The organism is Accumulibacter sp., assembly GCF_029255285.1.
Classification (GTDB): Bacteria; Pseudomonadota; Gammaproteobacteria; order Burkholderiales; family Rhodocyclaceae; genus Accumulibacter.
The window spans coordinates 48282-61749 of the sequence record NZ_JAPUVI010000093.1 but is presented as its reverse complement, the minus strand read 5'-3'; the positions used below and the strand labels follow the sequence as shown (position 1 = coordinate 61749).

Sequence of the window (13468 nt, the reverse complement as noted above, 5' to 3'; positions counted from 1 at the left end):
GACTACTGACTGGTGGTCGACCTCACCGAAGTCGGTGCTGATGGCGCGGCGAAGTCCACCTTCGGTGCCGTCGAGACCGCCTTCTCGTTCTCCACGCCGAAGTTCGGCTTGACGGAATACCCGAAAACCATCGCCGTGAGATTGTTCGGAAAACTGCGCACCGCCACGTTATAGCCTTCGACCGCCTTGATGTAGCGGTTGCGAGCGACGGTAATGCGGTTTTCGGTCCCCTCGAGCTGCGCCTGCAGGTCACGAAACGCGGTGTCGGCTTTCAACTGCGGGTAGTTCTCGGCGACGACCAGCAAGCGCGACAAGGCGCTCGACAGACCGGCTTGCGCCTGCTGGAATCTGGCAAAGGCTTCCGGATTGTTGACCAGTTCCGGCGTCGCCTGGATTGCGCCGACCTGGGCGCGCGCCTCCGTCACCTGCGTCAGCACATCCTTCTCGTGGCTGGCGTAGCCTTTGACCGTGCCGACCAGATTCGGAATCAGGTCAGCCCGTCTCTGGTACTGATTGAGCACCTCCGACCAGGCCGACTTGATCGCTTCGTCACCGCTCTGAAAGGTGTTGTAGCCACAGCCGGAAAGCAGGCCGGCGAGCAGCACGAGAAGCGCGGCGATTGGCAGGTGCATGGAATTGGCCTCGAAAGTCGGAAAGCGAGAAGGAAAAGGTAGGCGATTTTTCGAGGTCGCGCAAGCGGCCGTCAGGCGGCTGGCTTACCCGCCGCCTTCGCCTCTCGCATCAGGGCGCGTGCCCGGCACAGGTCCTCCCACGCTTTGGCCTTGTCGGTCAGGCTGCGCAACAGGTAGGCCGGATGGTAGGTGACGACCACTGGGATCGGGCGCCCATTACCTTCGGGCAAGGAGAACGCGAAGGGTTTGCCGCGCAGGCTGGCCAGCGAACCAACGTCGCCCAGCAAGGCATGCACGGCGGCACGGCCCAGAAGGACGATCAGCCGCGGCTGCAGCAACGCGATCTGGCGCTGCAGATAGGGTGCGCAAGCCGCCATCTCTGCCGTCTCGGGTGTTCGGTTGTTGGGCGGCCGGCACTTGACCGCATTGGCGATATAGACATCGTCACCGCGCCGCAAATCGATTGCCGCGAGCATCGCGTCGAGCAGCTTGCCGGCCGGACCGACGAAAGGTTCGCCCCGTGCATCTTCCTCAGCCCCCGGCCCTTCACCGATGAACAACCAATCGGCCGCCGCATCCCCCACGCCAAGTACCGCCTGACGCCGTTCGGCACAAAGTCCGCAGGCCCGGCAGTCGGCGACGGCGGCGCGCAACTCGTCCCAGCCCAGGCGAGCAATCCGTGCCGCGCGATCGGTGGGCGATGCGGCCATGGAAAGACTCGCCGGCCGGCCAGTGAGATCCTCCTCGACCGCCCGGCGACCGGCCGTCGCCGTCGCCGGGTTTGCCGACTCGGCGAGCCGCTGACGCCCTGCCGCCAGCGCTTCGCGCAGTCGCCACTGCGGCGTCAAGCCCATTTCGCGCAACAGATGCGCGCGCGGCAAGCCGGCAGCCGACCGCCTCTCCTCGCTCATGCCGAAACCCCGAGCAGCGAGCGCCGCAGGACCAGAGCGTCCTCGCGCCCGGCGGCAGCCGGGTAATACCCGCGCCGCACACCGATCTGCTCGAATCCGAAGAGCCGGTAAAGCCCCAACGCACTCTCGTTGGATGGCCGCACCTCGAGCAGGAGCGTCGTCGCACCCGCCCGTCGCGCGGCCAACATGGCGTGTTGCAGCAAACGCGCACCAAAACCCATGCGCTGACGCTTCTCGTCCACGCTGAGGTTGAGCAGATGAGCATCGTCGAGCGCCAGCATCAGGACGAAATAGCCGACCAGTTCGCCGTCGATGCGACACCCCCAGGCACTGTAGCCGGAAGAGATCGAATCGACGAAATTGCCGCGCGTCCAGGGGAAAGGATAGACGCGACTTTCGATCGCCAGAACCTCGTCGATATCGTCGACACGCACGGGGACCATCTCGACGCGCGGCAGTAGCACGGCACTCACGCTCGGCCTCCCCGGGCCAGGCGCTCGACAACCGTCAAGGCCACCTTGTTGCGAACGTACAGTGGAGCGGCTTCGGCCGCATCGACCCCCGCGCCGCGCCGCAGATGCCGCGCCGCCAGACGGGCGACAGCACCGGCGTCAGGCATTCGGTCGGGCTGCCAATGTGTCACACAAACCGACAACCGCTCACGCAGCGACGGATAGGCTAGCAAGCCATTGCCGCAGGCCAGCCAGCCGCCGGTGTCGGGCAACGGAACGAGAGACGGCGCGCAGACCGCCATCGGGCCTAGCGGTGCTGCCGCGACAAACAGCCCGTAATAGACTTCGTCCATGCGCGCATCCAGCGCCACGATGACGCGTTCGCCGCCGCTGGCCAAAGCCATGGCGTCCAGCGTACCGACCGGAAAAACCGGCAGTCCGTGCGCCATCGCCAAGCCTTGCGCGACGCCGCAGGCGACACGCAGCCCGGTAAATGACCCCGGACCGGCGGCAAAGGCAATGCCGTTCAGGTCGGCGAAGCCCAGCCCCATATCGTGCAAGGTGGCGCCGATCAGGGGCAACAGCGTTTCCGAATGCGCCAGCCCGGCCGGGCAATCGCGCCGCAGCAGGTAGCCGTCACGCCAGACGGCGATGCTACCCAGTTCGGTCGACGTTTCGATGGCCAAGAGATTCATCGGTCGCATTCTACCCGTCCTGCTGGCTGGCGTCGCCGCCCGCCTCGGATGCCCAGCGCACCGGCCGCGTGTTCGCCGTGTCCGGCCGGCCGAACGGCCGGTGCCGCCTGAGTGCGAAAAGCGTACGCCGAGAGGTGCCGAATTGGTCGGCCAAGGCCTTTCCCGATACAATGGCAGGGACTTCGGAAGACGTGCGCAAACACGTCCCACTCACAACCACAGCATAGAAAGTGCCTCGATGAAAGTACTGCTCTTCACGCGAGAATACCCTCCCTACGTCTACGGCGGAGCCGGTGTTCACGTCGAGTATCTGGCCGGCGAGCTCGCCAAACTGATGCATGTCGAAGTTCGCTGTTTTGGCGACCAGGACACTGTGAACGAAGGTGTCCGGGTCAAGGGCTTCCCCTTCGGGAAAGGCAGCTTCGCCCACGTGGACCGCAAGCTCAGCGGTGCGCTGGATACTTTCGAGACCAATCTCGAAACGCTGAGCGAGCAGGTCGATGCCGATCTTGTCCATGTGCATACCTGGTACGCTCACCTCGGCGGCATTCTCGCGAAGACCCTCTACGGCATTCCGCTGGTCCATACCGTGCATTCGCTCGAACCCCTGCGGCCCTGGAAACGCGAGCAACTCGGCTGCGGCTACGACATGTCGTCATGGATCGAACGTACCTCCCTGGGTATGGCCGATGCGGTGATCGCCGTTTCACAGGGGACCAAGAACGACATCCTCGAGCACTTCGACATCGACCCGGCGAAGATCACCGTGATCTACAACGGCATCAATGTCGACCAGTACCACCCAACTGACGAGACGTCCGCCCTGGAGAAATATGGCGTCGACCCGGCCAGGCCCATTGTCCTCTTCGTCGGCCGGATCACGCGCCAAAAGGGCATCGTGCACCTGGTCAACGCGGTCAAGTACATCAATCCCGACGCCCAGATCGTCCTCTGCGCCGGCGCTCCCGATACGAAGGAGGTTCTCGCCGAGATGGAAGCGGCGATCAAGCACGTCCGCCAGGAAGGCTTCCGGAACGTGATCTGGATTCAGGAAATGGTCACCAAGGACGAAGCGATCCAGCTCTATTCGCACGCCACGGTATTCTGCTGTCCATCGATCTACGAGCCTTTCGGGATCATCAACCTGGAAGCCATGGCCTGTCGCACGGCAGTCGTGGCGAGTGCGGTCGGCGGCATCAAGGAGGTCGTGGTCGATGGCGTCACTGGCTTCCTGGTACCGCTCGAGCAGTTGCACGTCGCACCCTTCGAACCCGTCGTACCGGATGTCTTTTCGCGCGACCTCGCGGCGGCCATCAACAAGGTGCTCGACGACCCCGAACTCGCCGAGGCGATGGCCGCCGCCGGCCAGCAGAGGGCGCGCGATGTCTTCAGTTGGGCCAGCATCGCGCAGCAGACCAAGGCGCTCTACGACTCGCTGCTGAAATGATTTGATCCTCTTCGCCCGGCGGCGACGGCTCGCCTCGGGCGCCCGGGCCTGGCGCGCCCGTCGTCGCGCCGGCTGAGCCTTGGACGTTTCTTTGAGTGTACTTCCGGCCTTGCCGGTTCAGCAATTAGGAGCAGCACAATGGTTCCAAAAGACTACCCCCGTGTGATCATCGAAGCGATCGCGCCGCAGGTCGACAACGGTCGCTTTCCCATCAAGCGCGTGATCGGCGAAAAAGTTGCCGTCAGCGCCGACATCTACAAGGAAGGCCACGACAAGCTGGCCGCCGTACTCAAGGTACGGCCGATCGGCGACAAGAAGTGGCAGGAAAGCCCGATGACCCTGGGCGACAACGACCGCTGGCACGGCGAGTTCACTGTCACCGCGATCGGCGGCTGGGAATACACCATCGAGGCCTACGCCGAGCGCTACCTGTCGTGGGTCGACGAAGTCATCAAGAAAAACGTTCCGGGCGCCAACCTCAGCAGCGAACTGCTCGAGGGGCTGTTGATTCTGAAGAAATCAGCGGCGATGGCGGCCAGCAGCGACCGCAACCGGATGAACAGTATCATCGCCGCCATGGAGAGCGCACTGGCGGCAGGCGAGCAGCAAGGCGCCATCGACATGGGCATCGGCGTCGTCATGCGCAGCATGATGGCCAAATATCCCGATCGCAGCGAAGGCTACGAACTGGCGCCAACGCTGAAAGTCATGGTCAATCGGCCGATCACCCGCTTTGCCGCGTGGTACGAGTTCTTTCCGCGCTCGCAGGGCAGCGTACCCTACCGGCACGGCACGCTGCAGGACTGCATTCGTCGCCTGCGCGCGATCCACGCGATGGGTTTCGACGTCGTCTATCTGCCGCCGATTCACCCGATCGGTCACAGCTTCCGCAAAGGAAAGAACAACAGTCTGGTGGCCGAACCGGGCGACGTCGGCAGCCCATGGGCGATCGGCAACGAGCATGGCGGTCATATGGCTCTCGAACCCCAGCTCGGAACCTGGGACGACTGGGATCAGTTCGTCGCCACCTGCCGCGAGCTGGAAATCGAGATCGCCCTCGATTACGTCATGAACTGCTCGCCGGATCATCCCTACGTCAGCCAGCACCCGGAGTGGTTTTTCCACCGTCCGGACGGCTCGATCAAGTACGCCGAGAACCCACCCAAGAAGTATCAGGACGTCTACCCGCTGAACTTCGGCACCAGCGATCGCACCGGGCTGTGGCAGGAAATGCTCAAAATATTCCTGTTCTGGATCGACAAGGGAGTCACCACTTTCCGCGTGGACAACCCGCACACCAAGCCGGTGCCGTTCTGGGAATGGGTGATCGGCGAAGTGCATCGACGGCACCCGGAGGTCATCTTTCTGGCCGAGGCGTTTACCAAGCCGAAGATGATGCGGCTGCTGGCGAAAGTCGGCTTCGCCCAGTCCTACACCTACTTCACGTGGCGCAACGAGAAGCAGGAACTCACCGACTACGTCAACGAGCTGACCAGCGGCGAAATGAAGGAGTACTTCACCGGCAACTTCTTCGCCAACACGCCGGACATCCTGCCGCCCATCCTCCAGTACGGCGGCCGGCCGGCATTCATCATGCGTGCCGTGCTGGCGGCGACGCTGTCCAGTGTGTACGGGATCTACAGCGGCTACGAGTTATGCGAGAACCAGGCCCTTCCGGGCAAGGAGGAATACCTAGACTCCGAAAAGTACGAGATCCGAGTGCGCGACTGGAAGGCGCCTGGCCACATCGTCCAGGTCATCACGCTGATCAACAACATTCGCCACGACTCGCCGGCCCTGCAGACCTACAACAACGTGTTGTTCCTGACCACCGACAACCCCAAGATCATCGCCTACGCCAAGATGACCGAGGACCGGTCCGACATCATCGTCTGCGTGGTAAACCTGGACCCCTTCCACAAGCAGTACACCAACCTCGAGATCCCGCTGGCCACTTTCGGCATCGACGACGACGAGCAATACCAGGCGCACGATCTGCTGTCCGACGAGCGTTACCGCTGGCGCGGTCCGACGGCCTACATCGAACTCAGCCCGAGTACCAAGATGGCGCACATCATCAAGATCCGCCGCTGGTAGCCGAAGCCCGCCCGGCGACACATGTCGCCGGGCGAGTCGACGCCGGCCGGGCGACCACCTGGAAGCGCAGCGGAACGGGCGGGCCTCATCGCCCGCCCCACCCGGCGACGCTCAGACCGCCGAGCCGCCGGTGGCACGCGCGAAGCGCATGTCCTCGGCCGAGAGCTCGGTGAGTTCGATGCGTACCGGTTTCACCTTCCAGATCTCATCGCAGTACTCGCGGATCGCCCGGTCGGATGAGAAAAAGCCCGACCGCGCAACGTTGAGGATTGACATTCGCGACCAGTGCTCGGGGTCCAGATAGGCCCGGGAAACCCTCGCCTGGCAGTCGACGTAGGCCTGGAAGTCGGCCAGCAACATGTACTCGTCGTGACTGAGCAGATGGTCGACCAGCGGCCGAAAAACCTCTCGGTCACCCTTGGTAAAGAAGCCTGAGTCGATCAGGTCGATCACTTCGCGCAACTGCGGGTTGGTCTCGTAATAGTCGCGCGGCCGATAGCCCAGACGGCGAAGCTCCTTGACTTCGGGCACCTTCATGCCGAACAGGAAGAAGTTCTCGTCGCCCACCTGTTCGCGGATCTCGACGTTGGCACCATCGAGCGTCCCTATGGTCAGGGCGCCGTTCATCTGAAACTTCATGTTGCCGGTCCCCGAAGCCTCCTTGCCTGCCAGCGAGATCTGTTCCGACAGGTCGGCGCCCGGAAAGATCAGGTGCGCGTTCTTGACATTGTAATTCGGGAAGAAGACTACCTGAAGCTTGCCACGCATCGCCGGGTCGCGGCCGACGACATCGGCCACGGCGGTGATCAGCCGGATCATCAGCTTGGCCATGAAGTAGCCCGGCGCCGCCTTGCCACCGAAAATCACCGTGCGCGGCGCCACCTCGAGCTGGGGATTGTCCTTCAAGCGCTTGTACAGGGACACGACGTGCAGCAAGTTGAGATGCTGGCGCTTGTATTCGTGGATGCGCTTGACCTGGACGTCGAACATCGACGCCGGATCGACGTCGCTACCGGTCAGTCGCTTGATCTCGCGCACGAGCCGGACCTTGTTGCCCGCCTTGACCCGGCGCCAGGCATCGCGGAAAGTCGGATCTTCGGCCCACGACTCCAGTTCGCGCAGCCGCTCCATGTCGGTGACCCAACCGCGACCTATCGTTTCGTCGATCAGCGACGACATCGTCGGATTCGCCAGCAGTACGAAACGGCGAGGCGTTACGCCGTTCGTCTTGTTGGTGAACTTCTCCGGCCACATTTCGTGGAAATCCTTGAGGACGTCCGATTTGAGCAGCTCGGTGTGCAATGCCGCCACGCCGTTGACGGCGAAACTGCCGGCCACCGCCAGATGCGCCATGCGCACGTAACGCGGCCCGTCTTCGTCGATCATCGACATCCTCCTGAGCCTGGCGTCATCACCCGGAAAACAGATCCGCACGTCGTCGAGGAAACGCTCGTTGATCTCGCAGATGATTTCGAAGTGGCGCGGCAGAACACGCTTGAACAGCGGCAGCCGCCATTTTTCCAGCGCCTCCGGCAACAGCGTGTGATTGGTATAGGCAAAGGTTCGGCGCGTGATCGACCAAGCCTGGTCCCACTCCATGCCGTAGTCGTCAACCAGGAGGCGCATCAGCTCGGCAATGGCAATCGACGGGTGCGTATCGTTGAGCTGGACGACGAACTTCTCGTGGAAACGATCGAGGGTCTGCTCGCGCTGCAGTTGCAGGCGGATCATGTCCTGCAACGAGCAGGAAACGAAGAAGTACTGTTGCTCGAGACGCAGGATCTGACCGGCTTCGGTCTCGTCGTTGGGGTACAGCACCTTGGTGATCGTTTCCGACGAAATCTGCGCGTCGACCGCTTGGAAGTAGTTGCCGTCTTTGAACGCCGCGAAGTCGTAGGACTCGGGCGCTTCGGCGCTCCACAGCCTGAGCCGGTTGGGCGTGTTCACGCCGTAGCCGAGGACCGGCATGTCCCAGGCCGTCCCGCGTACCAGCTTGCCAGGCACCCACTGCACGCGCAGGCGTCGGCTGCCGGTCGCTTCGTATTGATGTTCGGTGTGACCGCCGAGTTTGATGTCGAAAGCGATGTTCGGACGGTGGATCAGCCAGGGGCTTCCAGCACGCAGCCACTTGTCGGTCAGCTCGACCTGCCAGCCGTCACGGATCGTCTGCGTGAAAATTCCGAACTCGTAGCGAATACCGTAGCCGATGGCGGGAATTTCGAGCGTCGCCAGCGAATCGAGGTAGCAGGCTGCCAGCCGCCCCAGACCGCCATTGCCCAGCCCCGGCTCCTCCTCCTGATCGAGCAGGATCTCCAGGTCGAGTCCAAGTTCGCTCAGCGCTTGCCGCGCGTTCTCGAAAATTCCGAGGTTGATCAGATTGTTGCCGAGTTGCGGACCGATCAGGAACTCGGCCGACAAATAGCAGACCGTACGGCTGCCCTGTTCGCGATACGTGCGTGCGGTTTGCACCCAGCGTTGCAGCAGGCGGTCGCGAACGGCTTGCGCCAGGGCGTGAAAGCAGTCGCGCCGCGTCGCCACCGCCGGGAAGCGGGCCTGCACATAGACCAGCTTGTCGAACAGCGCACGTTTCAGAGCGTCCACCCCGAGCCCGGTGCGTCGATCCTCGCGTCCGACGAGCGGCGCCGAAGCCGAGGGTGACGGATCATTGACCTCAGTCGTTACATCGTTCATTTCACTACCTCCTCCGTTTCCTGTTCCCTGGTGAGTGATTGATCGTGAATCCCGTGCCGACGACCCACGCTGAAGCCGAGTCTATAGCATTGCGTCCCGGTGCGCACTCATGGTCGTCGCGGCACGACGCGGAATCTCCATCCGGCAGCGGTCGGCAAGCCGCCGGCAACGGAAAACTCGCCAGCTTCTGCGACAATAGCCGGCCACCTACCGGTTCCCGATTCGCCGTCTACCGCGGCCCACCAACAAGCATGATCAAGCTCAAGCTCGCACTCCTCGTACCCGCCATGGCGCTGGTGTTGGCCGGTTGTCGGGATGAAGCGGCGGCGCCGCCGCTCGCGCCCGCCGCCAAACCAGCGCTCACCGTCACTGCAGTCGCCCCGCAGCGCATCGACTGGCCGCTGACGCTCGCTGCCGGCGGCAATGTCGCCGCCTGGCAGGAAGCAATCATCGGGCCCGAACTCGGCAACTACCGTCTCACCGAAGTGCGGGTCAACGTCGGCGATCGGGTCCGCAAAGGCGATGTTCTGGCGCGCATCGCCAGCGACGCGGTCGATAGCGAACTGGCCGAGACCCGCGCCAGCGTGGCCGAAGCGGCCGCGACACTGCGCGAAGCGCGCGCCAATCAGGAACGCGCCAGGCAACTGCGTGCGCAGGGTTTCTACAGTCCGCAGCAGGCGATCCAGAGCCAGACCGTTGCCGAAACGGCGCTCGCTAGGCTGAACGCCGCACAGGCCCGCCTGCGCTCCGCCGAACTGCGGCGCTCGAAGGTCGAGGTCGTCGCACCCGACGATGGGCTTATCTCCGCCCGCACCGCGACGGTCGGTTCGCTGACCCAGCCAGGACAGGAACTGTTTCGTCTGATTCGCGGCGGACGCCTGGAATGGCGGGCCGAAGTGACGGCCGCCGACCTGGTTCACTTCAAACCTGGCCTGCCCGCTCAAGTTGTGAGCCCGAGTGGCGCCGTGCTCGCCGGACGGGTGCGCGGAGTCGCCCCGACGGTCGATCCGCAGACCCGCCAGGGGCTGGTGTATGTCGATCTCCCTGGCGACGCGGCGCCGGTACTGAGCGCCGGAATGTTCGCCAGCGGCCAGTTCGAGATCGGCCGGCGGTCCGCCTGGACGCTGCCGCAGAGCGCCGTCCAGCTGCGTGAAGGTTTTGCCTACGTCTTCCGCCTCGAAGCGGCCGACGACCCGGCAAACGAGTCGCTCGCCAAGGTGCGGCAAGCCAAGGTCGATACCGGGCGGCGCCAGGGCGAACGGATAGAAATCACCGGCGGACTCGACCCGGACGCCAGAGTCGTCGCCAGCGGCGGCGCCTTCCTCGCCGACGGCGACAGCGTGCGTCTGGCGGCCGCCGGTCAAGCGCAATGAACGTTTCGTCGTGGTCGATTCGCAATCCGATTCCGGCCGTGCTGCTGTTCGTCATGCTTACCCTGTTCGGCACGATGTCCTTCAGAGGCATGAAGATCCAGCAGTTTCCCGACGTCGACCTGCCTACGGTGACGGTCACCGCCACCCTGGCCGGCGCCGCGCCGGCGCAGATGGAAACCGAAGTCGCCCGCAAGATCGAGAATTCGGTCGCCACCTTGCAGGGCGTCAAGCACATCTACACCAAGGTGCAAGACGGAACGGCGACGGTCACCGTCGAGTTCCGGCTCGAGAAAGCGACGCAGGAAGCGGTGGACGATGTGCGCGACGCCGTTTCACGCATTCGCTCCGACCTTCCCGGCGATCTCAAGGACCCGGTGATTGCGCGCGTCAGTCTGGCCGGAGCACCCATTCTCACCTACACCGTGGCCTCGACCCGGATGGACGACGAAGCGCTGTCGTGGTTCGTGGACAACCTCGTCGCCAAGACGCTGCTCAACGTTCGCGGCGTCGGCGCAGTGACTCGCGTCGGCGGCGTCAGCCGCGAAATCAGCGTCGAACTGGACCCCGCACGCCTGCTCGCGCTGCGCGCCACGGCGGCCGACATTTCCCGCCAGTTGCGACAGATTCAGCAGGAAGCTTCCGGAGGTCGGTCCGACGTCGGCGGTGCGGAGCAGTCGGTGCGCACCATCGCCACGGTGCGCTCGGCGCAAGAACTGAGCGCCATGGAAATCGCCCTCGGCGACGGCCGCCGGGTGCGGCTCGAAGAACTGGCCGTGGTGCGCGACAGCGTCGCCGAACAACGATCCGCCGCGCTGCTCAATGGCCGGCCGGTCGTCGGCTTCGAAATCGTTCGCGCGCGCGGTGCCGGCGAAGTCGAACTGGCAGACGGCGTGCGTGCCGCCCTGGCAACATTGCAGGCGGCGAACGCCGACATCGAGATTACCGAAGCCTTCAACTTCGTCGACCCGGTGATCGAAAATTTCGAGGGGTCGATGTGGCTGCTGATCGAAGGAGCCGTCCTCGCCGTCATCGTCGTCTGGCTCTTTCTGCGCGACTGGCGGGCCACCTTCGTTTCCGCCACCGCGCTGCCGCTGTCGATGATCCCGACTTTCGCCGCAATGTATCTGATGGGCTTCACGCTCAATGTCGTCACCCTGCTCTCGCTGTCATTGGTGGTCGGCATTCTGGTCGACGACGCGATCGTCGAAATCGAAAACATCATGCGCCACCTGCGCCTCGGCAAGACGCCCTATCAAGCGGCCATGGAAGCCGCCGACGAAATCGGCTTGGCGGTCATCGCGACCACTTTCGCGCTGATCGCCGTCTTTCTGCCGACCGCCTTCATGAGCGGCGTCGCCGGCAAGTTTTTCGTCCATTTCGGGTGGACCGCGGCGATCGCCGTCTTCTTCTCGCTCGTCGTCGCCCGGCTGCTGACACCGATGATGGCCGCCTACCTCCTGCGGCCACCCAGAAAAAAACCTGGCGAAGCGCGCTGGCTGGCCATCTACACCGACTGGGCGATCGGGTGCCTGCGGCACCGGGGGCGCACCGTGCTGGCGACCACCCTCTTCTTCTTCGGTTCCTTCGCCTTGCTGCCGATGCTGGCGACCGGCTTCATCCCGCCCGACGACCTCTCGCAAACCCAGGTCTATCTTTCGCTGCCGCCCGGCAGCACCTTCCGCGACAGCCTGGCGATGGCCGAAGAAGCCCGGCGAATCGTCGAGCGAAACCGGCACGTGAAAATGGTGTACACGGCGGTCGGCGGTGGCGCCACCGGCAGCGATCCGTTTGCGCCACGCGGCGCGGCCGAAGTGCGCAAAGCGACGCTGACCATCAACATGACACCGCGCAGCGCACGCGGCGGCGTCACGAAACAGGAGGTCGAAGGGCAACTGCGCGAGGCCTTGGCTCTCCTGCCGGGGGTCCAGGTCAGAGTCGGCCTCGGCGGTTCGAGCGAAAAATACGTCCTCGTGCTGGCCAGCGAAAACGGCCCCCTGCTCACCGAACACGCACGAAGCGTCGAGCGCGAACTGCGCACCCTGCCCGGCGTCGGGGCCATCACGAGCAGCGCCAGCCTGGTCCGGCCGGAGCTCATCGTGCGGCCGGATTTCGCCGCGGCCGCCGACCTCGGCGTCACCTCGGCGGCCATCGCCGAGGTCTTGCGCATCGCTACGGCCGGCGACTACGACCAGAGCCTGGCCAAGCTCAATCTGGCGCAGCGGCAGATCCCCATCGTCGTCAAGCTGCCGCCAGCGGCGCGTGGCGATCCGGACCTGCTTGCCCGCCTGACTGTGACGGGCAAGAACGGCCCGGTGATGATCGGCAGCGTCGCTCACCTGAGCCTGGCGGGCGGTCCGGCCGAGATCGACCGCTACGACCGTCTGCGCAACATCAACTTCGAAATCGAACTCAACCAGCAGCCGCTGGGCGAAGTCGAGAAAATGGCGCTCGCCCTGCCCAGCCTCAGGAAACTGCCGGCCGGCATCATCCAGACGACGATCGGCGACGCCGAAGCGATGGGTGAACTGTTCCAGAGCTTCGGGCTGGCGATGTTGACCGGCGTCCTCTGCATCTACGTCGTCCTGGTCTTGCTGTTGCGCGATTTCGTGCAGCCGGTGACCATTCTGGCCGCTCTCGTGCTTTCGGTTCCGGGTGCCTTCCTGGCCCTTTTCGTGACGCAGACCGCGCTCTCGATGCCGTCGATGATCGGCCTGATCATGCTGATGGGAATCGCCACCAAGAACTCGATCCTGCTCATCGATTACGTCGTTCTCGCCCGCCGCGATCACGGACTCGACCGCTGGGACGCCCTGCTCGACGCCTGCCGCAAGCGCGCCCGGCCGATCGTCATGACCACCGTCGCCATGGGCGCCGGCATGCTGCCGATCGCCATCGGCCTGGGCACCGATCCGAGCTTCCGCGCGCCGATGGCGATCGTCGTCATCGGCGGGCTGATCACCTCGACTTTCCTCAGCCTGCTCGTCGTTCCCGTCGTTTTCAGCTACGTCGACGACGCCGTCCAGGGCGTCCGGAAACTCCTGCCCGGCGCACGGCGCTGAGCTACGAAGCAGGCGGCTCGGGTAATTGTCGGCAGCGGGCTCTTTTCCCGCCTGCAGGCATTGCACCGTGTCATCTGTATTCGGTATGATCGTCCGCAGACCTTTCCCGCG

General features: G+C 64.2%; 9 protein-coding genes. 4 read left to right on the top strand and 5 right to left on the bottom strand.

Going from position 1 to position 13468, the window contains the following annotated elements; translation table 11 throughout:
- Positions 1-2: 2 nt before the first annotated feature.
- From Q1M07_RS12655 to tsaB, 4 genes are all read right to left on the bottom strand, one after another.
- The gene (locus Q1M07_RS12655; RefSeq protein WP_300454254.1) at positions 3-632 is read right to left on the bottom strand and encodes a LemA family protein; all 630 of its coding nucleotides are present in this window, start codon (positions 630-632) and stop codon (positions 3-5) included.
- Positions 633-703: 71 nt separating this feature from the next.
- Positions 704-1543 (bottom strand): uracil-DNA glycosylase, encoded by an 840-nt coding sequence (locus Q1M07_RS12650; RefSeq protein ID WP_300454253.1) that lies wholly within the window; start codon positions 1541-1543, stop codon positions 704-706.
- A complete protein-coding gene (gene rimI, locus Q1M07_RS12645) occupies positions 1540-2016 on the bottom strand; it encodes a ribosomal protein S18-alanine N-acetyltransferase (RefSeq protein WP_300454252.1) in 477 nt (158 codons plus the stop codon). The genes Q1M07_RS12650 and rimI overlap by 4 nt, the downstream gene beginning before the upstream one ends.
- Positions 2013-2690: a tRNA (adenosine(37)-N6)-threonylcarbamoyltransferase complex dimerization subunit type 1 TsaB gene (gene tsaB / locus Q1M07_RS12640; RefSeq protein WP_300454251.1), complete on the bottom strand. Its 678-nt coding sequence runs from the start codon at positions 2688-2690 to the stop codon at positions 2013-2015. Before tsaB ends, rimI begins: the two co-directional genes overlap by 4 nt.
- A 238-nt stretch (positions 2691-2928) precedes the next feature.
- Here tsaB and glgA point away from each other — a divergent pair, with 238 nt between their 5' ends.
- On the top strand, positions 2929-4137 hold the full coding sequence (gene glgA, locus Q1M07_RS12635) for a glycogen synthase (RefSeq protein WP_300454249.1): 1209 nt from the start codon (positions 2929-2931) through the stop codon (positions 4135-4137).
- A 138-nt stretch (positions 4138-4275) separates the two neighbouring features.
- The gene (locus tag Q1M07_RS12630; RefSeq protein ID WP_300454248.1) at positions 4276-6234 is read left to right on the top strand and encodes an alpha-1,4-glucan--maltose-1-phosphate maltosyltransferase; all 1959 of its coding nucleotides are present in this window, start codon (positions 4276-4278) and stop codon (positions 6232-6234) included.
- 111 nt (positions 6235-6345) lie between these two features.
- Here the strand turns inward: Q1M07_RS12630 and Q1M07_RS12625 are convergent, their stop codons facing one another.
- Positions 6346-8925 (bottom strand): glycogen/starch/alpha-glucan phosphorylase, encoded by a 2580-nt coding sequence (locus Q1M07_RS12625; RefSeq protein WP_300454247.1) that lies wholly within the window; start codon positions 8923-8925, stop codon positions 6346-6348.
- A gap of 251 nt (positions 8926-9176) precedes the next feature.
- Between Q1M07_RS12625 and Q1M07_RS12620 the strand changes: the two genes are divergently transcribed.
- Both Q1M07_RS12620 and Q1M07_RS12615 read left to right on the top strand, forming a co-directional pair.
- Positions 9177-10298 carry an efflux RND transporter periplasmic adaptor subunit gene (locus tag Q1M07_RS12620; RefSeq protein WP_300454246.1) on the top strand — a complete coding sequence of 374 codons (1122 nt, stop codon included), beginning with the start codon at positions 9177-9179 and terminating at the stop codon, positions 10296-10298.
- Positions 10295-13357, top strand: a complete 3063-nt coding sequence (locus tag Q1M07_RS12615) for an efflux RND transporter permease subunit (protein ID WP_300454245.1) — start codon at positions 10295-10297, stop codon at positions 13355-13357. The genes Q1M07_RS12620 and Q1M07_RS12615 overlap by 4 nt, the downstream gene beginning before the upstream one ends.
- Positions 13358-13468: the final 111 nt, after the last annotated feature.

Excerpts from the sequence above, each read along its gene's own strand:
- tsaB (WP_300454251.1), bottom strand. The coding sequence starts at position 2,690 with ATGAATCTCTTGGCCATCGAAACGTCGACCGAACTGGGTAGCATCGCC.
- Q1M07_RS12650 (WP_300454253.1), bottom strand. The coding sequence starts at position 1,543 with ATGAGCGAGGAGAGGCGGTCGGCTGCCGGCTTGCCGCGCGCGCATCTG.
- glgA (WP_300454249.1), top strand. The coding sequence starts at position 2,929 with ATGAAAGTACTGCTCTTCACGCGAGAATACCCTCCCTACGTCTACGGC.
- Q1M07_RS12655 (WP_300454254.1), bottom strand. The coding sequence starts at position 632 with ATGCACCTGCCAATCGCCGCGCTTCTCGTGCTGCTCGCCGGCCTGCTT.
- Q1M07_RS12630 (WP_300454248.1), top strand. The coding sequence starts at position 4,276 with ATGGTTCCAAAAGACTACCCCCGTGTGATCATCGAAGCGATCGCGCCG.
- Q1M07_RS12615 (WP_300454245.1), top strand. The coding sequence starts at position 10,295 with ATGAACGTTTCGTCGTGGTCGATTCGCAATCCGATTCCGGCCGTGCTG.
- Q1M07_RS12625 (WP_300454247.1), bottom strand. The coding sequence starts at position 8,925 with ATGAACGATGTAACGACTGAGGTCAATGATCCGTCACCCTCGGCTTCG.
- Q1M07_RS12620 (WP_300454246.1), top strand. The coding sequence starts at position 9,177 with ATGATCAAGCTCAAGCTCGCACTCCTCGTACCCGCCATGGCGCTGGTG.